The following is a 23,020-nucleotide window of genomic DNA, read 5'->3' as shown; positions in this document are numbered from 1 at the left end:
CGCGGAGTCTTGGATCAAGGCTCAAGCAGCGTCCGGCGGCGTTATCTCCCTGCCGCCGGACGGCCAATTCAAACGTCATCTGGCAAGACCGAAACCATGTCGAACACCGCAGCAATGGGCGAACCGCAGATTCCGGAGGATCTGGATATCCACGATCCGGCGTTCGTCCGCGACCCGTTCACCGCATATGACCGGTTGCGCCTGGAGTGTCCGATCGCCCGCTCCAACAAGCATGGCGGCTTCTGGCTGATGACTCGCTACGAGGACGTGCGCGCCAGCGCCATCAACTGGCGCGACTATACGTCCAGCGTCGCAGGCGTTACCGCTATTCCGGTAATCACCCCGCGCACCGAACCGATGCTGCCGATCGAGATCGATCCGCCGCGTCATTCTCGCTACCGCGCCCTCGTCAATCCGGTGTTCACGCCGGAACGGGTCGCGGAAATCACGCCGTGTATCGGAAGGCTCGCTGCCTCGATCCTCGAACGCATGGCGGAGAAAGAAAGCGCCGATGCCGTGGCTGAATTCTGCGTGCCGGTCGCGATCGCTTCGCTCGCCGCCTTCACCGACGTGCCGCTGGCTGATTCCGAACATTGGGTCGGCTGGATCACCAAAATGTTCAACGTCAGCGATCCCGTCGCCGGCGCGGCTGCGAGCCGCGATCTCGTTGTCTATATCGACGGGCTGATAGCGGCGCGCCGGGCGGCCCCGACGGGCGACTTCATCAGCATGCTGATGGCCGCCGAGATCGATGGCGAAAGTCTCGACGACGGCCAGATACGATCCTTCATGACAGTGGTTTTCGGCGCCGGATTCGAGACCACCGCCGACGGCCTCTCGGTCATGTTGCACTGGCTCGCCGAACACCCGGCCGATCTGGCGCGGCTTGCCGCGGAGCCGGCACTAATACCGACGGCAGTTGAGGAATTCCTACGTTTTTCCTCACCGATCCAGATTTTCGGCCGCAACGCCGCGCGTGATCTGTTTGTGCATGAACGCCGGATGCGGGCCGGCGACATCGTCGCACTGGGCTTCGGCTCAGCCAACCGCGATCCAACCGTATTCGAGGCGCCAGATGAATTGCGCCTCGATCGAAAGCCGAACAGGCATCTCACCTTTGGCGCAGGGCCACATCTCTGCGCTGGCGCCGGCGTTGCTCGCATGGAATTCGCGGTGACGCTGGAGGCTCTGATCGAAGCCGGAATTGGCCTTGCCCTCGATCCTGCGGTCGCGCCACGCTGGAAGACCAGAGGCGATCGGCGCGGTTTTGCAAGCCTGCCCTTGCTCATTGATAGAAAGAAGGCGCATTGACCATGACTTTCCCCACCACCCGCATGCGTTTTCACGGCGTTGCCGCCTACGAAATCCTTACGCGCGACGGATTGCGCATCTTGTGCGATCCGTTCCTGGATCAGAATCCGGGCGCGGCAACAAAATCGACCGAATTCGATCGTGTCGATCTCGTCATCGTCAGCCATGCCGCCTTCGACCATCTCGGCGACACCGACAAGATCGCCGCGAAATATGGCTGTCCGGTCGTTTGCGGCGGCGAGGTCAAAGCCTGGCTGATGGACCGCGGCATTCCAGCCGGCCAGATCCGCGCCACCACCTGGGGCATAAGGGTGAAGGTGGCGGGCATCGAGATCCAGCCGCTCGAGTGCCATCACTGGTCGCAGATCAGGCTAAAGGACAACTCCTTCATTTCCGGTGTGCCGATGGCTTTCATCGTCTATGCAGACAATAATCTGCGCTTCTACCACTATGGCGACACAGCCATCTTCTCCGACCTCAAACTGCAGGGTGAGCTCTACAAGCCGAATGTCGGCTGCATCGGCATCGCCAACCCGCAGGAAATCCTGCATCTCAACCCGATGCCTGGCGAAATGCTGACCGGCGAGATGAGCCCGTATGAAGGCGTGCTCGCCACGCAATGGCTCGGCCTCGAGACAGTGCTGCCCTGCCATTACATCAAACTCGATGGTGATAAGGATGTCGCCGAATACATGAAGCACCACCGGGAAGCGAAGGCGCGCGGCGAAGCCATTGCCGATCCCTATCTGCTGCGTGCCGGCGACTGGATCGAATTCGACCGCGACGGCAAGGTTCTTGGTCCGGCCAAGGCGGCCTGACGCGATGCGTGCAGCAATCTTTGACGCACCCTTTTCCATTCGCATGGCCGAGGCGCCGAAGCCGCAGCCACGAATGGGAGAGGTGCTGGTTCGAGTCAAAGCTGCAGGCCTGTGCGCCGGCGATCTTTACATCTACACAGGCAAGAACCCCTACGTGACCTATCCCCGTATCGGCTGTCACGAGATCGCCGGTGTCGTCGAAGCCTATGGTCCCGACACCGCCGGTCCGGCAATCGGCACACGTGTAGTCGTCGACCCATTCATCGGCTGCGGGCACTGCTATCCCTGCCGGATCGGCAAACGGAACTGCTGCGCCAACCTCACCATTGTCGGTGTTCATCGCGAGGGCGGCTTCGCCGATTTCGTCACGGCGCCGGTCCGGAATCTCAACGTCGTGCCGGAGACGCTCACCGACTTCGAGGCGGCTTTCGCAGAACCGGTGGCCATCGGCGTCCAGGGCTGCCGCCGCGGCATGGTCACCGCCGAAGATAACTTGCTGGTGCTTGGCGCCGGGCCGATCGGGCTAGCGATCGTCGAAGTGGCTCGCGCCGCAGGCGCAAAGGTCTACGCCACCGATCTCTCCGCCGAGCGCCTGTCCACCGCCGCCGACCTCGGCGCCATACCGGTCGCCGGTGGCGCCGGCCTTCTGGAACGTGTGCGCGAAATCACCAATGGCGAAGGCATGCCCGTAGTCATGGAAGCGACGGGAGCCGCGCCGGCGATGGAACAGACCATTGATCTCGTCACCGCCGGCGGACGCATCGTCATCCTCGGCCTGGTCAAGAAGGGCCAGGGTATCACCTTCCCCGGCCTGGACTTCACCCGCAAGGAGGTGACGATCCTCGGCTCGCGTGCATCGGTCGACTGTTTTCCCGAGGCCTTGGCCCTGCTCGCCACCGGCAAGATCCATTACCCGAAGATCGCAAGTTCTTTCGCACTCGGCGAAGCGCCCGACGTCTTCCAGAAACTCGCAGAAAATCCAATGGCCCTGCACAAGGCCGTATTCATTCCGGAGGATTAGATGAAGCTCGTTACTTTCTCCCATCGCAAGGGACGCCATGTCCATCATGCCGGCGTGCTCGACGGCGATCAGGTCGCGTGCCTGACAGAGGCCGGCATCGCCGGCAGTGTGATGGAGATCGTGCTTGGCGGCAAAAAGATGCTGGATCAAATCCGCGGTGGTGTCGCCAAGGCGCCGCGCTATGCGTTGACCGAGGTGACGCTCGAAGCGCCGATCCGGCCGAGCAAGGTTCTCTGCTCCGGTATCAACTACAAGGGCCACGCCGAGGAAAACCCCAACGCGAAAATGCCGACCGAGCCATTCTTTTTCACCAAGCTGCCAACGTCAGTGGTTGGGCCCGACGTGCCGGTCGAAAAGCCTGATAGAACCGAGCAGATGGATTACGAGGTGGAGTTCTCCGCCGTCATAGGACGAAAGCTGCACAGGGCCAAGGAAGCCGACGTGATGCCGGCGATCTTCGGCTACACGCTGCTCAACGACATTTCGGCGCGCGATGTGCAGTTCAAGGACAATCAGATCACCATCGGCAAGAACTTTGCCGGCTTCTCTCCGATCGGTCCCTGCATCGTGACGGCTGACGCGATGCCGCATCCCGACAATGTCGCACTGAAGACGCGGCTAAATGGCAAGACGCTGCAGGATGGCAGCACCTCGGACTGGCTGTTTTCGCTGCCAGTGTTGATTTCCTTCCTGTCGCAATATATTCCGCTCGAACCCGGCGACATGGTATCGACGGGAACGCCGGCCGGCGTCGGCATTTTCCAGAAGCCGCCGATCTTCATGAAGGCTGGTGATGTCGTCGAGATCGAAGCCGAGGGCATCGGCATCCTCAGAACCCCGATCGTTGCGGGGTAGGAAATGGCGTCGGGTGCGATCCGCATTGGAGTAATCGGCTGTGGCTTCTACGCGCAGAACCATCTGCATTCGTGGAAGGATCTTGCGAGCGAAGGCGTAATGCTTGCCGCCGTCTGCGATGTCGATGCCGGCAAGGCCGAAGCGGCCGGCCGTGCTTTCGACGTCCCGTTCTACACGGAGGCCGCCGCCTTGCTTGCGGTCGAAAGGCTTGATGCGGTCGATATCGTCACCCGCCACGACACGCATAGGGCGCTCTGCGAATTGGCGATAGCGAAAGGCGTCGCCACCATCGTGCAAAAACCGTTCGCTCTGAGCTGGGAAGACTGCGTTGCCATCGTCGAGGCGGCCGACAAGGCAGGCGTTTGGCTAGCGGTTCACGAGAACTTTCGCTTCCAGACGCCGATGCGGCATGTCCGCCGCGTCATCGACAGCGGCGCAATCGGCACGCCGAGCTGGGCTCGGATAATGTTTCGCACCGGCTTCGATGTCTATCGCACGCAGCCCTATTTCTATGACGAGGAACGCTTGGCGATTGCCGATGTCGGCATCCACGTGCTCGACCTCGCACGCTTCTTTCTGGGCGAGGTCGGGCGCATCTCATGCGAGACTCAGCGGCGCAATCCCAAGGTGCGGGCCGAGGACACGGCGACGATGCTCCTGCGTCATCGCAGTGGCGCCGTCAGCGTCGTCGAATGCACATACGAGGCGCGACGCGACCCCGATCCGTTCCCCGAAACGCTGGTCGAGATCGAGGGCGATAACGGGTCAATCATCGTTCTCCCGGGTTCGCGCATGCGGGTTACCAGCAATGGGACGACGACCGAGGAAGACATTGGCTCACCGCTGCGCTCGTGGACCAGCGATCGCTGGCACGTCGCGCAAGAGGGCGCGTTCGTTGCCTGCCGCCATTTTCTCGATTGTCTCCAGCGCGGCGTGCCCGCCGAGACGTCGGGAAGCGACAACCTCAGGACTTACGCTCTGGTTGACGCCGCATACCGCGCGGCGGAGGAACACCGGGCGATCGTTCCGACGCTGTGGGAAGGAAGTCCCAGCGTCGCCTCAAAGGGCCGGAGGGCGCAATGACGACGGGGCGGGAAAAGACGCCAGGACGCGGGAAGGGAAGGGCGGGCGCTGCCTTTGCGATCACCGTGGCATTCGAACTTCTTGAGGGCGCATTTCCGGAATTCCATCGGCTGGTTGCTGAGAATGCGGCGCTCTCCGTCAAACTCGAGGCGGATTGCCTTCGCTTCGACGTGCTGACGCCGGCGGACCCGGCAACTGCCACTCATGTCTTCCTCTACGAGATCTACACGGATCGCGCTGCCTTCGACCTGCACCTCGCCTCGGAGCATTTCCTGCAATTCGACCAGCGTTCGCGCGACCTTGTCATCAGCAAGACGGTTCTCGCCTATGCGGTCCAAGAGAACGCGAAGATTAGGGAATCGACTTGACCGGCAACGTCAGCGATTTCGATCTGTTCGGCACGGACCAGGCGGTTGCCGAGCGCCGGATCCTCACCGCGGGACCGCTGTCGGCCATCCTCGAAGACGGCAACCTGCGCACCATTCGCTTCGCCGGTGTGGAAGCGGTGCGCGCGATCAACTATCTGGCGCGCGACGCGTCCTGGGGAACCTACAAGGCCGAGCTTTCAAACCTTCAGATTTGGGAAGGCGAGGCTGCATTCGAGGTCAGCTATGAAGGACTTTGCGTTGGTCCGCAGGTGAGCTTTTCCTACCGGATGAAAATTGTCGGCAAAGCCTCCGGCATGCTGATCCTTGAGGCGGAAGGCGTTGCCCTCGCCGACTTCCCGACCAATCGCACGGGATTCGTCGTCCTGCATCCATCGGAAGCTGCGGGCGCACGGCTAACCATCCGACACAGCGGCGGCGAGATCGAGGAGACGACTTTCCCCGAGACGATCAGCCCGGACCAGCCGGCCTTTGACATATCCGCGCTCACCCACGAGCCGGAGCCTGGAATGATCTGCACCGTCGCCATGCAAGGCGACGCTTTCGAGATGGAGGACCAGCGCAACTGGACCGACGCGTCGTTCAAGACATATGTCCGCCCGCTGACGAAACCCCGCCCTTATGTTATCGCCAAGGGTTCGAAGGACACCCAGCGGGTCGTTGTCTCCATCGAGGCCAAGTCATCGGCGTCTCGACCCCGAGCCGCCGACAGGGCGACACTGACGCTAGGTGGACCTGCTGGACGGATGCCGTCCATGGCCCTCTTTCTCGATCCAGATGATCTGCCCGCAGCCGTGGCCGCAGCATCCCAGCTTGGCCCGGCACAGGAAGTCATTGTCCGCTTTGACAGTGGGCGCGGGCATGATGAGCACATGCTGCGCAAAGCGGCCGGCTTTTCCGCTTCGATCGGTGCGCGGCTAGCAATCGAGGCGATCTTTGATACCATCGACCCTGGGGCCGAGGCGAAGTCCGTCGTCGATGCAATCCGTTTGTCCGGTGTCGATCCGAGCGCCATCCTGGTTTCACCAAGGCGCGAATTCAAGACACGGGCGTCAAACATGGTGCCTACAGGCGAACGGCCGGTCGGCGATGTGGAGGCTGCGCTTAAGGACACGGCCACCGAGGCTGCCATCGGAGCCGGGACGCCTTCCTTCTTCACGGAATTCAATCGCAACCCGCCGGCCGGTGATCCAGATTTCGTCTTCTTCAGCAACGCAGCCATCGTTCATGCGGCCGACGATCTATCGGTGATGGAAACGTTGAGCGTCTATCCGTCCGTCATCGCCACGGCGCGACGGCTAAGTCCACAAAAACCGATCTGGCTTGGACCATGCACGATCGGCATGCGCCACAATCCCTACGGGCAGAGTGTGGCAGCAAATCCTGCCCGAGCGCGAATACCCGCTGCAAGCGAGGACCCCCGCCATGGTGCATTGTTCGGGGCGGCTTTCACGGTGGGTGTCGCGGCACAGGCTGCTGCAGCGGGCGTTGATCGTCTCATAATCGCGTCCCCAACCGGTTCGTTCGGCTTGCTCGGCCCGACCGGAATTCGTCATCCTCTCCAGGCGGTCCACGCTGAGCTTGCGACAGCGGCTGGTGCCGAGCGCTACGAGGTTTTGGTCGATCATCCGGGTATTGCCGCCATTGCTTATCGTTTCGGCGAATACATCCGCGTCATGGTTGCAAATCTCACACCGGCAGCCGTCAACGTTTCGGTCCCCCCCGGGACGCAGTTGGTAGGCGTCATTGACAAGAGTGCTAACCTGATGAAGCCACTTCACAACCAACCAACACTGGAACCATACCGGTCAGTGGTGGTCCAATGCCAACCAACCGGTAAGCCGACGCAGGTTGGCTGAACAGGCATATTCGCGGATGGTTTCTTCGCTCATCCCGAGGGTCGTCACAGTGTTACAAAATGATCGGTAAGTCATTGAAATCATAATGTCATCTAGAGTTCAAACCACTCTCGCAGCACCATCCGAACCCCTTTCAAATTACTGGTTAGTGGCGACTGGTCCATTACATTGCAGGCCTCTCGCGAGCGCGCCCACCGAGCTTTTTTCTCAAACTGACGGCGATAGCGCTATAACGTCACGTAGAAGGAGTTTTCTGCATGACGATGATCACCTGCGGGCTTATACACGCCTTGCCGTTCGAAGCCCGCCGTGGCTATAACCGAAGGGAAGCCGCATCCTATGTAGGTGTCAGTCCGACCCATTTTGACAAGCTCGTCAGCAACGGCATCTTTCCAAGGCCGTTCGAACTTCTCGGTCGGAAGGTTTGGGACGTCCAGACACTTGATCGTGCCGTTGACGCCCTGTCGGGCATCGAGACGCTTGCAGCACGTTCTCAGGTCAGCGACGAGGATCATCTCGACGGTGAATTGGCAGCGTTCGAGGCGAAGCATCATGGTCACGCTTGAATTGAAGGGCCTACACCGGGTCACGGCCAAGGGTAGGATCTATTGGTATGCCTGGCGCGGCGGTCCGCGCCTTGCTGGGATGCCAGGCACACCGGAATTCCTCGCCTCCTACAATGATGCGATTGCCAGTCGCACGACACCTGACAACAACCGCTTTCGATCGTTGGTCACGCAATACAAGGCGAGCGCTGACTACAGAAAGCTTGCCGAGTCGACGCGACGTAACTGGGGTCCCTGGCTCGACCGGATCGCTGGCCATTTCGGGGAGTTGCGCATCGCCCAGTTCGATCGGCCGGACAAGATCAGGCCGGTCATCCGTCGGTGGCGAGCCGCATTCGCCGAGACGCCCAGGTCAGCCGACTACGGGATGCAGGTGCTCTCGCGCGTGCTCTCATACGCTGTCGACCCACTCGGCAAGATTGCCTCGAACCCTTGCGAAGGGATCAAACAGCTTTACAGCGGCTCTCGCTCGGAAATTATCTGGACAGACGGGAACATCATGGACCTGAAGAAGACGTGCTCGGCTGAGATTGCCCACGCCGTCGACCTGGCTGCACATACCGGCCTTCGCGTCGGCGATCTCATTCGCCTATCCTGGTCCCATGTCGGCGAGGATGCCATAATCATCACCACCGGCAAAAGCAGACATCAGCGCGAAGCCATCATTCCGCTGTATCAGGAACTGCGCGACGTCCTCGGAAGAATACCGAAGCGCTCACCTGTCATTCTGACCAGTAGCAAGAAGCGCCCGTGGACTGTCAACGGTCTGGCCAGTTCGTTCTCCGACGCGAAGAAAATCGCATGGCCGAAAGGTGATGACCTGCACTTCCACGATCTCAGAGGCACAGCTGCGACCAAGTTCTACGTCGACGGCCTAACAGAGCGTGAGATTGCCGAGTTGATGGCATGGGAGGAGGAGCACGTGGCGCGAATTATCCGACGTTACGTCGGTAGGCAGGCAGCGATCAAGGAACGCATCCGCAAGCTCGACGGGGCCAGAAAGAGAACATAGCCTGTAAAACCTGCTGTAAAACTGCCTCTCGGCCAAGGGTGCCGGATCAACCTCGATCCCTTGTAGGGTAAGCTGGAGCGGGTAGCGGGAATCGAACCCGCGCGTTCAGCTTGGGAAGCTGACAAGCTACCATTACATCATACCCGCGCGAGCCCTCGTTAACACGCGGGTCGGTGTTCGGGCAATCGCAAAGCGGCTTTACAACGCAGGTTGCGGCGATGAGTTTCGGCCTGCGATTGCTATCTTGCCCTGGCGAACTTGTTGCCGGCGGCAAAACTTGGCCAGTACTTCGAGATGGCCAATGTCGCGCCGGCGGAAGAGAAGTGACCATAATCGAAGTAGAGAAATTGCCTGCTGTCGGCATCGGCGTACGAACAGCCGGCCGCATCGCACAGATATGCCAGCGGATCTATGAAAGTCGCCCCTTTGGCGAACGGCAGCACCCGCTTGTTGATGCCCGGATCCATGGCCGTCGGCCAGGACGTGTTCCCGACATGCTCCCGTCTGGCAAAGAAAGCGATCTTCTGGACGTCGGCGATGAATTCCGGTGACTGGCCGATGACATAGACCTTGACGCCCATGTCGCGAAGCCGATCGATCGTCTTTTGCAGGCCATCGAAGCCCCTGACCTGGTAGTCGGTCCATCGACCGCTCAGGATCACCGCCCGAATGTTGGCGTCGCGGATAATCGACAGGGCCCGTTCGTTGAAAAGGGTGCAGCTTGGCCGGGCATAGGAAAAATAGGTGAGGTCGGGCGGGCAGCCAGCATAGGTGTACTGGATGACATTGGCCTGGATTTTCTGGGCGTTGGCGTCGAGTCCTGAAACATAGTGGGCGGCGAACGAATCACCCCACAGAAGCACGTTGGTGGCAAAGCCTTGGGTGCGGGTGCAGTCGGCGAGGTTCCAGGTGTCGATGCGGGCCCCTTCGTTAAAACAGACGCCGTTGCGCCAGTCGCCGACCCGGATCGGCTCGGTCGAGAAGTCCGGGAACCGTTGCGGAAAACCACCGCCGAGTGCGCCGGCCAAGCCGCCGACACAGAGCAGGACGATCGCCGTCGCCGAAAAGGCGAAGATCGGCAATGGGGCGGTGAACGCCCGTTTCCGGCGAAACGGCTGCTCGACATATTTCCAGGAAAATGTCGCCAGGGCGAAACTGGCCACCATCATCGCGATGACCGTCGGCACGCCGATGGCCTTCAGCGAAAGATAGTGGACGAAGGAATTGATCGGCCAGTGAATGAGGTAGAGCGAATAGGAAATGAGACCGACCCAGACCAGCGGCGCGAACCGAAGGACGCGGGTGGCAACAGGTGCCGGCCTGTCGGCACCGGTATGATCGTGGCCCGCATAGATGAGCAGGGCCGTTCCGATGCAGGGGAACAAGGCATTGTAGCCCGGAAATGGGTCGCTCTCCGAAATCGTTAGAAAGCCAAAGGCGATCAGGGCAAAGCCGGCGAGGCCGATCAGTTCCATCGCCAACCGGCTGGCAAGCGCAGGTGGCTTCTTCAGCATCAGCATGGCGCCAAGCGCCAGTTCCCAGAGGCGCGTCGGCAACAGATAAAAGCCGGCGGTCGGCGCCAGCGAGGTTGCCATGACCGCCACGGCAAAGCTGCCGATGGCGATCGGCAGCAGTACCGTCAGCCAGCGCTTCGAGACATATCGGTAGATCAAATAGAGCAGGATTGGCGCGAAGATATAATACTGCTCTTCGACCGAAAGCGACCAGGTGTGAAGCAGGGGCCGCAGTTCGGCGTCGATGGAGAAATAGTTCGTCGTCTTCCAAAAATAGATGTTGGACCAGAAGGTCGAGGCGGCGATCACGCTCAAGCTGAATTCGTGCAGGTCCGACGGCAGCAGGATGAACCAGGCGGCAGTGCTGGCGAGCAGGATGACGAAGGTCAGCGCCGGCAGGATGCGCCGTGCACGGCGCCAATAGAAGCGACCGATCGAAAACTGGCCGCGCTCGAGATCGTCGAGCAGGCTGCCGCTGATCAGATAGCCCGATATGACGAAGAAGATGTCGACGCCGGTGAAGCCGCCGGGAATGGCGGAGACGCCGAAGTGGAAAAGCAGGACGGGCAACACCGCCACGGCCCGAAGGCCATCGATGTCGCGCCTGTAGTTCATCCGGGCAGGCTCGCGCGCCGCGGCCGGAGGCTTGGGTTCTGCGAGCTCAAGACGCCGCTCATACGGCGATGTCCCGCTCGTGCAAAAAATTCCGGCTCGTCGGTCTCACATGCCTATCCTCTGCGGTGCAATTTTGCTGCACCGCAACATGAGTGTCAAGGCATGTGCCCGTTGGAATGCTGGCGAGGCCGGTCCGCGCCGGCGCGGCGGGATCAGGCGCCGGGCAGGTAGATCACCGCATGATCGTCCGAATAGGCCCGCCTCCAGCCCAGTTGGTCGAAGAAGGGAATGCGATTGTCGTCGGCTGCAATCAGCGCCCAGCCTATCGCGTATTTCTTCAGCTGGGCTTCGAGAAGCGGCTTGCCGTTGCTGTGTCCCGTCTCGTCATCGGCTTTTGTGAAACCACCGAGGAACAGCTGGTCCGTCCGACCGTCGATATAGGTCTTGATCCCGTGGAAGATCAGCGTGCCGCCGAAATTGTAGGAATTCAGCACGTTGCCGGACAGATGATGGCTTTCGGCGAATGCCAGCGCCCCGCTGGCCGACGTATTCGGGCTGGGTGCGACCTGATAGACGCTGCCTAACACGGCAGCCGCGCCGATCAGAAAAACAGCTGCCACGCCGCAAATCGCGTAGAACTGCCTGGCGACGAAATTTTCCAGTCCGTCGCGCTTTTCAGACAGCCATGCGGTGACCGACAGTGAGGGACACTGCTGTGCGACCTCCATCACGGTCACCAACGGGACCAGGAGGAAGAACAAATACATGAACCGCAGATGGGCGAGAAAGATATGCAAGGTGAAGACGATGAACAACGCTTTGGCCCAGCCAATTCGCACCCGCGACACCAGCAGCCCGAACAGCGCCAGCAGCATCACAACTTCCTGGAGAGGTGAATCCTGCACATTGAACGGTCGCCATTCCACGATCAGCGACACCGCCTCATTGCCATAGGCCACGGCGAAGGTCGCCAGGATAGCGTGGACACCGTAGGGGTGGATCAGGCTGACGAGCGGACAAAGCAGACCGAATGCGATCCATTTCACCACGAGGGTCGGTTTCGAGAAACCTGTGCGCGTCAGCAGATCAAGACCGGCGAAAGCTGCGATGACGAAGCCCAGCGTGAAGGTCGCGTGCAGGTTCGCCCACAACACAACCAGCACAAGCAGCCACCAGGGCGGCCCCCGTTCTTCCCTTGCCGCACGAAAGAGCACTGCCGTCCAGATGACGATGATCGGCAGGGTGAAAATATGTGGGCGCCCGGTATAGATCGGGCCGATCGCGACCGCCGCGACAAAGGCCACCGTAACCGCCAGGATCGGCTTCAGCCATGTGCTTAGAAACCACCCCATCAGGAAAACCGTCAGGGAAATCGTGGCGATGATCAGCGTGACCACGCCGTTCCAGCCTCCAGCCCGGTAGGCAAGAGCCAGCAGGACCTGCCCCAGCCACTCCTTGGCGATCCATGGCTGGCCGGCAAAAGTATAGGAGTAAGGGTCGGTCGTCGGAAATGTTCGGTTTGCCAGGAAATCCAGCCCGACCTTTACCTGCCACCAACTGTCGGGATCCTGCAGGACGGAATTGGCAAAGGCAACCATCAACGCCGCCGCGACACAAGCCGTGAACAGGCAGAATGTCAGGCGGATCCGCTCGTCGTCCGTTGCGGCCTCCACACTGGCCTGGGCGTTGTCCATGGTGCGCCGCCTTTAATCGTTTGCGATGACAGTTTGGTTCAAGGAATTCGACTGGTCGGCATCCGCCGAGGCCCATCGGTCACCGGAAGGTTGCCGTCGGCTGTGTCGTCTCCGCGACCTCCGCGCCCCACAAACACGAAGTGAGCCGAACCGAGGTAGAAGATGATTGAATAGACGCAGATTCCCGCGAGGTGAACCAGAGGGCTTTCGGTGATGCCTGCTGAACGGGCGGCGATCACGACTGCCAGATTGATGCTGTACGCGACCAGGAAGACGCCGCCATATCGCAACAGGGTTCCTGACCGGAAGCCATCGACTCGTGTGAAGGTCCATTGGCGGTTGAGGAAGAAGCCGAGCACTAGGCCGGCGGCGTAGCCCGTGGCGTTGGCGAGGATGTCGCCAAGACCCAGTGCAAGCCCGGCCAGAATGACCGCGTATCCCAGCGCCGTGTTCAACAGGCCAACAGCGCCAAATCGCAGCATCCTCGGATAGTCAAATGGCAGGTTTGACCGCATGCGCAAAATATTGGGCTCCGACAGGAATCTTGGTGAGGAAACACTCGAATGGCCTCAGCCTCGCTAGCAGCCGGGGAAAGAAAATCCGATACACGATCCGGGTGTTGGCTAGACCCGCCGCGGCCATGCGCCTGCGCATCTCGCGCGCATTTATCAAGACCGCATTCTCGTCGAAGGCGCAATTTCGCACCGCGTGCGTGGTCAGCGGGTTCCACGGATTGTGCTCGAAAACAAAGAAGCTGCCGCCTTCGGCCAGCACCCTGCCGATCTCCGCGAGCAGTCCAATCTGCAGATCCTCGGGAATGTGGTGGAAGACGCAAGCCGCGAAGGCCAGGTCGAAGCTGCCGTCGGCAAAGGGAATTGTCTCGCCGTCGAAATGCGTGAAGGCGCCCTGGCCGGGAAAGCGCTTGCTGGCGATGTCGAGCGATTCCCGCGAAGGATCGAGCAAGGTGATCTCGCTGTCGGGAAAGGCGTTGCGCATATGGCCGAGCGAATTGCCGACACCGGCGCCGAAATCGAGTATCCGTCGTGGTGTCACACCAGCCCGCCGCAGCGTCGCGGCGATGTCGTCGATCTTGTATCTGGCGAAGAAGTCAGGCGTTTCACCGCTCAGCCTTATGCTCGCGGCATGCTGTTCCTGGTATTCCCGCGCAAACTGGTCGAACTCCGCCTCAAGCACGTGCGGCCCTCTTTGCCATCTTCTGCAGGCGATGGACAGGCAGATCCTTGTCGCTGACAGCCCGGCTGCGCGAAACGATCTCGTTGACGAAGTAAAGCGGCCGCCGCTTTGTCTCCATGTACATGCGTCCGAGATACTCACCGAAAATACCAAGCACCATAAGCTGGACGCTGCCCAGGATCAGCACGATCGCGGCAAGGCTGGTCCAGCCGGGCAACACGTTTCCGACCGACCATTCGATGAGGGTGTAGCAGAGCACAACCAGCCCCAGAAGCCCGAACAACATTCCGAGCAGCGAGGCGAACCGTAGCGGCGCGATGGAAAAGCTGGTCATCGCGTCGACCGCCAGAAGAACCATCTTCTTCAGGGGATAGTGGGTGGTGCCGGCAAAGCGCCGGTGTCTTTCATAGGGGAAGGCCACCTGTTTCAGCCCGATCCAACTCACCATGCCGCGAATGAACCTGTAGCGTTCGGGCATCGCGTTCAGATGGTCGAGCGCGCGGCGGCTCATCAACCGGAAATCCCCCGAATTCGCCGCGATCTCGACATCGACCATGCGGCGCAGCAAGCGGTAGAACATCGAGGCAGAGGCGAGCTTGAACCAGCTTTCCCCGTCGCGGCTCTGCCGCTGGCCGTAAACGACGTCGAAGCCTTCATTCATCTTCGTCATCATAGCGCCGAGCAGCTCAGGCGGATCCTGCAGGTCGGCATCGAGAATGAGAATGCGCTGGCCGCGGCAGAATTCGAGCCCCGCACTCAACGCGATCTGGTGGCCGTAGTTGCGGGCAAGGTCGATGGCGACGACATGGTCGTCCTTTTCAGCCAACTGAAAAATGGCCTCTCGCGTGCCGTCAGTCGCGCCGTCGATGACAAGGACGATCTCATACGAGGAGCCCTGTTCCAGGCATGTATCCGTTACCCGTCGATGAAGTTCGGCCACCCCATCCAGCTCATTGTAGCATGGGACGACCACCGACAACATGACAGCGCTTCGCGCGGTGTTTTTCTCCATCTCCACCAAAAGCCCCTTGCTCCCGCTATTGGAATGGCAATAGCGGGAATTGGTTAGAAAACAGATAAACCAGCGGCCACAGCCTTTGGTCGGCCTGCCCTTCTGCCAACAGCCGCTAAAATCACGGCCGAACCTGCAGTTCCATGCGAATGCGGGCGCCCCGCCAGGGCCCGGTCAATACCCGAATGGTGCCATTGTGCAGCAACGCGATCTGCCGGGCAAGGTTCAAACCCAGACCCGCCCCGTGCGACTGCGGCTGCAGGCGGTAGAAGGGCTCGAAGACGTTCTCGTGCTCTTCCGCCGGAATGCCCGGGCCTTCATCGCGCACTTCGACGCCGCCGGTCTCGTCGATGGCTAGGGTGATCGTGCCGCTGCCGCCGCCATGCTCGATGGCATTGCGCACGAGATTTGCCAGCGCCCGCTCGATTTGCAAAAACGTTGACCTCGACATGGGCCTCGTCGGGCGAGGGCTCGAAGGCAAGGTCATAGCCGGCCTCGATGGCAAGCGGACACGGCTGACAAGGTCTCGGAGATCGATGACCTGGCGCTGGTCCGTCGGGCGGTCGAGCAATTGGTGGTCGAGCAGCTGTTGGGCAAGATGCGACAGTCGCTCGATGTCATGCAGCAGGCGCGCGCTTTGCGGCTCCTGTCTCAGCAACTCGGCGCGTGTGCGCAAGATGGCGATCGGCGTGCGCAGTTCATGGGCCGCATCGGTGAGGAAGCGGTTGTACCGGTCATAGCCTTGGGCTAGGCGCGCCAGCGTCTGGTTGAACGCCAGCACCAAGGGCGCGATTTCCTGCGGCACATTCTTGACCGGCAGCTGCATCGCGCGCGTACCGATATCGATGCGAGCGGCCTGCTGGACGGTTTCGACAAGGCCGGCAAAGGACCGGCGCACCGCCGCGGGCGTGGTCACCAGGGTCGTGGTTCCCATGACAAGGACGATCGGCAACAGCAGGATGACGATGATGACCGCGAGGGCCGGGAGCGCTTTCTCCCAGTTCCTGCTGCCGTCCGGATTCCTGGCGACGTCGATCGTTGCCGAAATGTTGACTTCGAGCCCTTCGGTTTCGTCGCGCGATGACCGTGTCGCGGCGATGATCTGCACCGTGCCGGCCTTGGTCGAAACCCTTTCGAGATAGGCTTCCGGCCTCCGATCATCTTCGGAAAATCCGATGGTGGCATGGTCGGCCTCGCCAAGCAGATCGCCGAAATTCCTGGCGTACACGTCTGGCACGTTGCCGAAACGGACGCTTTGGCCGCTGCCGTCGCGGACGATGTACCAGACATTGGGGAAGCCCCTGCGAAAGGTGGCAAGCCCGTCGGTCTGATGGACGATCAGCTTGCCGTTCCCGTCTCGGTCGACGGCGTCCTTGATGGTGGCGACTGCAGCCTCATTGTCGATCAGCAGCTGCGGATTGGCGATCCACAGCGCGGCTGCGCACAGCACGATGAAGATGAGAAGCGTCGCCGCCTGCAGCAGAATCAGACGCCGCACCAGCACCCATTGCAGCGAGCGCATGCGTGGTTTTTTCACGAAGCCGCCCGCAGGAGATAACCGAGGTTGCGGATGGCCCTGATCTCGATGCCGGCAGCGACATCGTCGAGCTTGCGCCGCAGCCGCGAAATGTGCGCATCCAGTGCATTGGAGCCGATCTCGTCGTCAAGCGCATAGACGGCTTCTTCCAGGGTGCTACGCATGATGGTCCGGCCCGGCCTGTGGATGAGCGTTTCGAGCACCAGCCGTTGGCGCCGCGGCAGCTCCAGCGCCTGGTCCTCGACAAGCGCCTCGCGATGGCGGAAATCATAGGTGAGGCGGCCGACTACCGTCTGGTTGGCGCGCGTGGTGAACGAGCGCCTGTGCAAGGCATTCAGCCTGGCAACCAGTTCCACCGTGGCGAACGGCTTGACCATGTAGTCGTCGGCGCCGGCGTCGAGCCCGGCGACCCGATCGTCGAGGACGCTCAATGCGGTCAGCGCGATGACAGGCACATCCAGATGCAGGGCCCGCAGGCGCGGTATCAGGGTGAGGCCGTCGCCATCCGGCAGGCGGCGGTCCAGCACCACGGCGTCGTGATATCCGAGCCGGGCCATGGCCTCGGCCAGTGTCGCGGCATGGTCGACGATGATGTCCTGACGCTCGAGCGCCGTCTTCAGCACCGAGGCCATTTCCGGTTCGTCCTCGATCAGCAGGATGCGCATGCGCATTTTCCTTCAAGGCAATTCATTCGCATTCCAGCTGCGGTTGGCGAAAATTGGTGATGAACCATCGGCCGCCCGAAGAGCGGGCGTAGAACGTATAGAAGCATTCCTGACGTTCGATATAGCCCGGCGTTTCGGTCTCGTCGTATTCCGTGTTTTGTGTGCCGAACCTCGCCGCTGGAGGTCCCGGAAACCGCATTGGTGGATATTTTTCGCCACTGATAGGCTCGTTCGCCCCGGCCGAGGTCAACGACGGCGGTTGGCGGACCGTAGTCCAGAACGACCGATTCGACCGGTTGCCCGATGTAGTTCTTCATGATGTCGGAGGCGCACCCCGTCAGCGCCAGAACGATTGCGACAAAGACCGCCTTTGTGATCCACACAAGATGGTTTGCGCTGCGCTTGGGCATTATCTGATTCCCCTCATCAAGGTCATCCGCGGCACCTAGGGTGTGAAGATTGCATCGACATTACGCAGGAGCTGGCCGGGGTGCTGTCTGCTTTGGGGGTGTCGATGTAGGCTCCGATCGAGGGCACGCAATTGCGCGGCACCCTTTGCCTCAGGGCACCGCGCAAGGCCTGTTCGAACGGACTGCAAGATGGCCGGGTTCAACCGAGCCGGGGGCCTACCCTAGAACCGGTAGTTGAGGCCCGCCTTCAGCTCATGGCTGCCGATCGTCGCCTTGGATTTGCCGAAGGCCGACGTCGTTTCGACGCCGGGTGTGCGGACATAGTCATATTCGACCTTGGCCGAGAGGCCGCCGGCGAGACCCTGCTCGATACCGGCGCCCAAGAGATAGCCGAGTTTCCATCCGTCGGTGCTGCTGACCTTGTCGCCCTTGTCGAATTTGGTCATCGCAACGCCCCCGGTTCCGAACAGCAGCGTCTGGTCGAAGCTCACGCGGGCCCTAGCCTTGGCGGCACCGCGCCACTTTTCCTTGATCTTGCCGCCCTCGACGTCGTGCTCGGCGCCGCCCAGGTAGGAGCCTTCGATCTCGGCCCCCACGGCTCCCGGGCCTACTTGCTGATTGTAGCCGGCCTGGACGCCGCCGCTGAGGCCGTTTCTGCCGGCAAACGGGTTCGGCATCCCTGTGAACGCCGTGCCGCCATGCACGCCGACATAGGCGCCGCTCCATTGAAAGGCAGGAGGATCGTTGTAGGCAGGCGAAAGATCGGCAGCCAATGCCGAGCCGTTCAGGCACATGGCAAGCGCACTTGCCGTCAGCCGCATCATTGCTGGGGGGACATTGCATTACTCCAACACGCACGCGCATCCGACGACACGCAGGTTAATCGCTTGGGAGCCTGACCGTTGGGACGGTCGCGCTCCGGCTCACTTGTCTTGCCGGGAGCGGTCGCGCTGGTCACGGGAACTGACGCAAGGCAGTCGTGGTGGGTGACCGGATCTTTCGCGCAACCTCTGCCTGAAAGACGTGGATTATCTCGCAGGCGAAAATTGCACGCACATTGCAGGAAATCGAAAAGTGAAGATTTTTTGCTTTATTTTCAATAAATTAAAGCAGTTCTGTTTACTCATTCTTAGCAAATCGGCATGGGTTCGATCGGTATCATTCGCACCACAGTGTTGCGCTCTGACTCGCCCGCGGCCTCGGCTATCCAGGCAAACCTGTCGGCTTGAAGCCGGGAAGCCAAGTGCGTATGTCTGGGCCGACGCCCTCGAGTCTGGGCACCACAATCGGGGAGACGGGCCTTGTCCGCATTGACGCGCTTTCTCGGCGACTCGCCGCTCAGGGTGATCCTGAAGCTGGTTGTGGTGTCGTTCCTCGTCGGCCTGGTCATGAATGCCTTCGGCTGGTCGCCGATGGATGTGTTCTATGGCATCCGGAAGTTCTTCACCGATCTCTGGAATCTCGGCTTCCACGCCATCGATCGCTTTCTCGGCTATATCCTGCTGGGTGCGGCGATTGTCGTGCCCGCCTTCATCCTGCTCAGGATCGCCAGCTACCGGAAGTAGAGCATGATCCCGAAAAGTGGGAACCGGTTTTCGGACAAGATCATGCGTAAAAGGATTATCTGATATAGCTTGACGCCACCTCGAACAGGATGGCGTGGCGCGCGGCGAGCGTTGCCACATCGGTTGAATAACCGCCACCGATGACGCCGCAGACGGGAATGCCGAGCGTGCGAAAGTGGCGGATCACCATGTCGTCGCGGGCGCGCAGGCCGTCATCCGATAGCGACAGCCGTCCAAGCCTGTCCTCGGCGTGGACGTCGACGCCGGCATTGTAGAAGACGATGTCCCAATGCGCTTGGGCCGACAGTTCCGGCAGAATGGCGGCGAGCCTTCCGACATAGGCAGCGTCCCCCGTGCCGTCAGGCAACGCGACATCGAGGTCGGAGGCGATCTTGCGCGCGGGGTAGTTGCGGTCACCATGCATGGAAAAGGTGAACACGCGCGGATCGCCCGCGAGAATGTCCGCCGTACCGTCGCCCTGATGCACGTCGAGGTCGACGACCAGGATGTTTTGTGCGGCGCCCTCGGCAAGCAGGACCAGCGCGGCGACAGCGACATCGTTGAAGGTACAGAAGCCGGCGCCTTGCGCGCGCCGCGCATGATGGCTGCCGCCGGCGGTGTTGCAGGCGATGCCGTAGCGCAAGGCGAGCCGCGCCGCCAGCACCGTGCCGCCAGTGGCAAGCTGCGCGCGCAGCGAGACACGTGGGCCAACCGGAAAACCGATCTCGCGCTCGATTTTTTCAGGCACCGAGCAGCTGATGACCTGGTCGACATAGTCCGCCGCATGGGCAAGCTTGAGCCATGATGCCGGCGCCGGTTCGGTGGTGTTGAGCGCGCCGGGCCCGGCCAGACAGCGTGCGCGCAAGGCGTCCATCAGCAGCGGATATTTGCTCATCGGAAAGCGATGGTTGACGGAGAAGCCGGCGTCGTAGTCGGGATGGTGGACGATCTGCAGGGGCATGAACTGGATCCGGCGGGCTCGCGCCAGACCGGGGATTCGGTTGGCCGTCACAGGATGGGTGATTGCGCGATGCCGGGAAAATGGGGCACACCGGCTGTTCGATCAAGCCGCAATCAGCAAGGCAGCAATCCTTTGGACAAGGGTGCAACCCCAGCCGACGCCAGATACTTCGTCGTCACCAATCGTTCCGTGCTCGCCATCGCGGTGCCGATGACGCTTGCCTATCTGACGACGCCGATGCTCGGCTTGGTCGATACAGCGGTTGTCGGCCAGTTCGGCGACGCTGCCTTGCTCGGCGGCCTTGCCGCCGGCTCGCTGATCTTCGACGTTGTCTTCACCACCTTCAATTTCCTGCGCTCGGGCACCACCGGCCTCGTCGCCCAGGCCTTCGGGCGCGGCGACGAAATGGAGGAACAGGCGGTGTTCTGGCGCGCCGTGCTGATCGCGATTGTCGCCGGCATCGTACTCGCGGCACTTGCGCCACTGGTTGCCATCGCCGGGCAAAAATTCATGGGCGCCGAACCGCGCGTCAGCGAGGCGATGGCCGTCTATATCCACATCAGGATGCTCGCGGCCCCCTTCTCGCTGATCAACTATGCAATCCTCGGCTATGTCCTGGGGCGCGGCGAGGGCGGGCTCGGGCTGATGCTGCAATTGGTGCTGAACGGCATCAACATCGCGCTCTGCTTCCTGCTTGGATTGAAGCTTGGCTGGGGTGTCGCCGGCGTCGCCTGGGCAACCGTCACCGGGGAGTTCCTCGCCATGCTGCTCGGCCTGGCGATCGTGGTCCGCCGGTTCCGGGCGACCCCCTCCTTGCCACGCCATCGCCTGCTCGACATGGCCGCCTTCCTGCGCATGCTGTCGCTCAACCGCGACATCATGATCCGTTCGTTCTCGTTGCTCGCCGCCTTCGCGCTGTTCACCCGGCAGGGTGCGCAGTTCGGCACGGTGACGCTGGCCGCCAACGCCGTGCTGATGAATTTCTTTCTCGTTGCCGGTTATTTCCTCGATGGCTTTGCCACCGCCGCCGAACAGCTTGCGGGCCGTGCCGTCGGCGCGCGTGCCGCAACACCGTTCCGGCAGGCCGTGCGGCTGACCTTGTTTTGGGGATTCGGGCTGGCGGGTGCGGCGACCCTGGTGCTGCTGCTGGCCGGCGCCAATTTGGTCGCTCTCGTGACGACCTCGGAAGAGGTCCGTTCAGTGGCCGATACCTACCTGCCGTGGGCAGCGTTCACTGCGTTGAGCGGCGTGCTGGCTTTCCAGATGGATGGCGTCTTCATCGGTGCGACCTGGTCGCGTGACATGCGCAACATGATGCTGCTGTCGTTTCTGGTCTTTGCAGTCGCGTTGCTCACCTTGGCGCCTGCCTTCGGCAATCATGGCCTGTGGGCGGCCCTGCACATCTTCCTGCTGGCGCGGGGCTTCAGCCTGCTGACGATCTTGCGGCTGCGACTGCGGACGGCGTTCAGCTGAGCGGTTTCGACGCCCATTGATCGAGATGGCTGTCGCGCAACTCGCGAATGGATCTGAGGCGCCCCGTTTCGGCAAAGCGTGCCATCCCGGCGACGATCCGGCCCGGCAGTGCGGGGCCGGCATAGATCATGCTGGTGTAGAGCTGAACGAGATCGGCTCCGGCGCGGATCTTTTCCAGCGCCGCGTCGGTGGAATCGACGCCGCCGACGCCGATGAAGGCAAGCTCTGGCCCGAGCAGTTTGCGCATCCTGGCCAGCACGATGGTCGATCGTTCGAACAGCGGCCTGCCGGAGAGCCCGCCGGTCTCGCGCGCGGCGTCACCGCTGCGCAGCCCTGGCCGGGAGATGGTGGTGTTGGAGACGATGACACCGTCGATCCGCTTCTCGGTGACCTCTGCGGCGATGTCTTCCAGCTCGGCCTCGACCAGGTCCGGCGCGATCTTGAGGAAGACCGGCGGCTGCGCCGTTGCGGCGGCGCGCGCGGCCATGACGCGTGACAAAAGCTCGCCGAGCTGCTCGCGCGCCTGCATGTTGCGCAGGCCCGGCGTGTTCGGCGAGGAGATGTTGACGGTCAAATAGTTGGCGTAGGGCGCAAAGCGGGTGACGCCGCGCTCATAGTCGCCGATGCGATCGGCACTTTCCTTGTTGGCACCGATGTTGACGCCGACGATGCCGCTCCGGCTCTTGCGGGCAGCGAGGCGCCTTTCGGCGGCTGCGTGGCCTTCATTGTTGAAGCCCAGCCGGTTGATCACCGCTTCATCCGCCGTCAGCCGGAAGATGCGCGGCTTCGGGTTGCCCGCCTGCGGCAGCGGCGTGACCGTGCCGACCTCGGCAAAGCCGAAGCCGAGCCCAAGCAGCGCATCGGGCACCTCGGCGTTCTTGTCATAGCCGGCGGCCATGCCGAGCGGGTTGGGGAAATCGAGGCCGCAGACCGTCACCCTTAGCCGCGCATTGTGCGTTGTCCGCGCGCCGACAGGCAGGCCGCATCGCAGCGCCGCGATCGACATGCCATGCGCGGTTTCCGGATCGAATGTGAAAAGCAGCTTCTGGCCGAGCCTGTCGAGCACGCTCATTCCGCCTCCAGTGCCGGGAACTGGTGGGTACCGTCGGCGCCAAGCGGCAGCGGTCGAACCCATAGCACGGCCTCCAGGTCCAGCGCGCCGTAGAGATGCGGAAACAGCGCGCCGCCCCGCGAGACTTCGTATTTCAGCGCGGCGCCCAGACGCGAGCCGTCGATGGCGACCAGCAGAAGGCCGGCCTGGCCGGCAAAATGCTTCGCCGCCGTTTCCTTGACCTGCCCTGCCGTGGAGAAATGGATGAAGCCGTCGGCGACATCGATCGGCGCGCCGGTGAAGCGGCCCTTGGCTTCGGCCTCGCGCCAAGACGCTTCCGGGGTTATCTTGTAGATAAACTGAGACATGGTTGCGCTATAGTCCGAACCAGCCAATCGGGAAAGACCGCGCCAAGGGT

22 protein-coding genes, 1 tRNA gene and 1 pseudogene are annotated in these 23,020 nt (G+C 61.7%); 11 read left to right on the top strand and 13 right to left on the bottom strand.

What is annotated here, in order from left to right; genetic code table 11:
- Positions 1 to 96 precede the first annotated feature (96 nt).
- The 9 genes from HNQ71_RS09045 (at position 97) to HNQ71_RS09005 (ending at position 8,911) form a co-directional block, all read left to right on the top strand.
- Positions 97 to 1,311, top strand: coding sequence for a cytochrome P450 (locus tag HNQ71_RS09045; RefSeq protein ID WP_184872169.1), 1,215 nt, complete (start codon positions 97 to 99; stop codon positions 1,309 to 1,311).
- 2 nt (positions 1,312 to 1,313) lie between these two features.
- Complete coding sequence (locus HNQ71_RS09040; RefSeq protein ID WP_184872168.1) at positions 1,314 to 2,129, top strand: MBL fold metallo-hydrolase; 816 nt, start codon at positions 1,314 to 1,316, stop codon at positions 2,127 to 2,129.
- Positions 2,130 to 2,133: 4 nt separating this feature from the next.
- The gene (locus HNQ71_RS09035) at positions 2,134 to 3,150 is read left to right on the top strand and encodes a zinc-binding alcohol dehydrogenase family protein (RefSeq protein ID WP_184872167.1); all 1,017 of its coding nucleotides are present in this window, start codon (positions 2,134 to 2,136) and stop codon (positions 3,148 to 3,150) included.
- Positions 3,151 to 4,005: a fumarylacetoacetate hydrolase family protein gene (locus HNQ71_RS09030; protein WP_184872166.1), complete on the top strand. Its 855-nt coding sequence runs from the start codon at positions 3,151 to 3,153 to the stop codon at positions 4,003 to 4,005. It begins immediately after the preceding gene.
- 3 nt (positions 4,006 to 4,008) lie between these two features.
- On the top strand, positions 4,009 to 5,088 hold the full coding sequence (locus HNQ71_RS09025; RefSeq protein ID WP_184872165.1) for a Gfo/Idh/MocA family protein: 1,080 nt from the start codon (positions 4,009 to 4,011) through the stop codon (positions 5,086 to 5,088).
- On the top strand, positions 5,085 to 5,456 hold the full coding sequence (locus HNQ71_RS09020; protein WP_184872164.1) for a putative quinol monooxygenase: 372 nt from the start codon (positions 5,085 to 5,087) through the stop codon (positions 5,454 to 5,456). Before HNQ71_RS09025 ends, HNQ71_RS09020 begins: the two co-directional genes overlap by 4 nt.
- Positions 5,453 to 7,333 carry a D-apionate lactonase family protein gene (locus tag HNQ71_RS09015; protein ID WP_184872163.1) on the top strand — a complete coding sequence of 627 codons (1,881 nt, stop codon included), beginning with the start codon at positions 5,453 to 5,455 and terminating at the stop codon, positions 7,331 to 7,333. Before HNQ71_RS09020 ends, HNQ71_RS09015 begins: the two co-directional genes overlap by 4 nt.
- A gap of 257 nt (positions 7,334 to 7,590) precedes the next feature.
- The gene (locus HNQ71_RS09010) at positions 7,591 to 7,899 is read left to right on the top strand and encodes a helix-turn-helix transcriptional regulator (protein WP_184872162.1); all 309 of its coding nucleotides are present in this window, start codon (positions 7,591 to 7,593) and stop codon (positions 7,897 to 7,899) included.
- Entirely contained in the window at positions 7,886 to 8,911 is a 1,026-nt protein-coding gene (locus tag HNQ71_RS09005; RefSeq protein WP_184872161.1) for a tyrosine-type recombinase/integrase, read from the top strand. Before HNQ71_RS09010 ends, HNQ71_RS09005 begins: the two co-directional genes overlap by 14 nt.
- A 73-nt stretch (positions 8,912 to 8,984) precedes the next feature.
- Here HNQ71_RS09005 and HNQ71_RS09000 read toward each other — a convergent pair.
- The 10 genes and pseudogenes from HNQ71_RS09000 to HNQ71_RS08960 form a co-directional block, all read right to left on the bottom strand.
- Positions 8,985 to 9,058 (bottom strand) — tRNA-Gly (locus HNQ71_RS09000).
- A 92-nt stretch (positions 9,059 to 9,150) separates the two neighbouring features.
- The gene (locus HNQ71_RS08995) at positions 9,151 to 11,040 is read right to left on the bottom strand and encodes an acyltransferase family protein (RefSeq protein WP_184872160.1); all 1,890 of its coding nucleotides are present in this window, start codon (positions 11,038 to 11,040) and stop codon (positions 9,151 to 9,153) included.
- A gap of 212 nt (positions 11,041 to 11,252) precedes the next feature.
- Positions 11,253 to 12,734: a hypothetical protein gene (locus HNQ71_RS08990; RefSeq protein ID WP_184872159.1), complete on the bottom strand. Its 1,482-nt coding sequence runs from the start codon at positions 12,732 to 12,734 to the stop codon at positions 11,253 to 11,255.
- Positions 12,735 to 12,772: 38 nt separating this feature from the next.
- Complete coding sequence (locus tag HNQ71_RS08985) at positions 12,773 to 13,216, bottom strand: GtrA family protein (RefSeq protein WP_281391362.1); 444 nt, start codon at positions 13,214 to 13,216, stop codon at positions 12,773 to 12,775.
- 10 nt (positions 13,217 to 13,226) lie between these two features.
- Positions 13,227 to 13,928 carry a methyltransferase domain-containing protein gene (locus HNQ71_RS08980; protein WP_184872158.1) on the bottom strand — a complete coding sequence of 234 codons (702 nt, stop codon included), beginning with the start codon at positions 13,926 to 13,928 and terminating at the stop codon, positions 13,227 to 13,229.
- The gene (locus HNQ71_RS08975; protein WP_184872157.1) at positions 13,921 to 14,940 is read right to left on the bottom strand and encodes a glycosyltransferase family 2 protein; all 1,020 of its coding nucleotides are present in this window, start codon (positions 14,938 to 14,940) and stop codon (positions 13,921 to 13,923) included. Before HNQ71_RS08975 ends, HNQ71_RS08980 begins: the two co-directional genes overlap by 8 nt.
- A 121-nt stretch (positions 14,941 to 15,061) precedes the next feature.
- On the bottom strand, positions 15,062 to 16,477 hold the full coding sequence (locus tag HNQ71_RS35645; RefSeq protein ID WP_343068103.1) for a sensor histidine kinase: 1,416 nt from the start codon (positions 16,475 to 16,477) through the stop codon (positions 15,062 to 15,064).
- Entirely contained in the window at positions 16,474 to 17,142 is a 669-nt protein-coding gene (locus HNQ71_RS08965; protein WP_184872156.1) for a response regulator, read from the bottom strand. The genes HNQ71_RS35645 and HNQ71_RS08965 overlap by 4 nt, the downstream gene beginning before the upstream one ends.
- A 22-nt stretch (positions 17,143 to 17,164) precedes the next feature.
- Positions 17,165 to 17,552: pseudogene (locus HNQ71_RS34795) on the bottom strand (hypothetical protein).
- Between the two features lie 221 nt (positions 17,553 to 17,773).
- On the bottom strand, positions 17,774 to 18,376 hold the full coding sequence (locus tag HNQ71_RS08960) for an outer membrane protein (RefSeq protein WP_184872155.1): 603 nt from the start codon (positions 18,374 to 18,376) through the stop codon (positions 17,774 to 17,776).
- Between the two features lie 477 nt (positions 18,377 to 18,853).
- On the opposite strand from HNQ71_RS08960, the gene HNQ71_RS08955 reads away from it, so the two are divergent.
- Positions 18,854 to 19,117, top strand: coding sequence for a DUF6460 domain-containing protein (locus HNQ71_RS08955; RefSeq protein WP_184872154.1), 264 nt, complete (start codon positions 18,854 to 18,856; stop codon positions 19,115 to 19,117).
- Between the two features lie 55 nt (positions 19,118 to 19,172).
- Here HNQ71_RS08955 and HNQ71_RS08950 read toward each other — a convergent pair whose 3' ends face one another.
- Positions 19,173 to 20,078 (bottom strand): histone deacetylase family protein, encoded by a 906-nt coding sequence (locus HNQ71_RS08950; RefSeq protein WP_184872153.1) that lies wholly within the window; start codon positions 20,076 to 20,078, stop codon positions 19,173 to 19,175.
- A 132-nt stretch (positions 20,079 to 20,210) separates the two neighbouring features.
- On the opposite strand from HNQ71_RS08950, the gene HNQ71_RS08945 reads away from it, so the two are divergent.
- A complete protein-coding gene (locus tag HNQ71_RS08945; RefSeq protein WP_184872152.1) occupies positions 20,211 to 21,551 on the top strand; it encodes an MATE family efflux transporter in 1,341 nt (446 codons plus the stop codon).
- Here the strand turns inward: HNQ71_RS08945 and HNQ71_RS08940 are convergent.
- Positions 21,544 to 22,623: a quinone-dependent dihydroorotate dehydrogenase gene (locus HNQ71_RS08940; RefSeq protein ID WP_184872151.1), complete on the bottom strand. Its 1,080-nt coding sequence runs from the start codon at positions 22,621 to 22,623 to the stop codon at positions 21,544 to 21,546. The genes HNQ71_RS08945 and HNQ71_RS08940 overlap by 8 nt on opposite strands.
- Positions 22,620 to 22,970 carry a DUF952 domain-containing protein gene (locus HNQ71_RS08935; RefSeq protein WP_184872150.1) on the bottom strand — a complete coding sequence of 117 codons (351 nt, stop codon included), beginning with the start codon at positions 22,968 to 22,970 and terminating at the stop codon, positions 22,620 to 22,622. Before HNQ71_RS08935 ends, HNQ71_RS08940 begins: the two co-directional genes overlap by 4 nt.
- Positions 22,971 to 23,020: the final 50 nt, after the last annotated feature.

This window comes from Mesorhizobium sangaii (assembly GCF_014207355.1).
GTDB lineage: Bacteria > Pseudomonadota > Alphaproteobacteria > Rhizobiales > Rhizobiaceae > Mesorhizobium > Mesorhizobium sangaii.
This window is presented reverse-complemented; position numbering and strand designations above follow the sequence as displayed.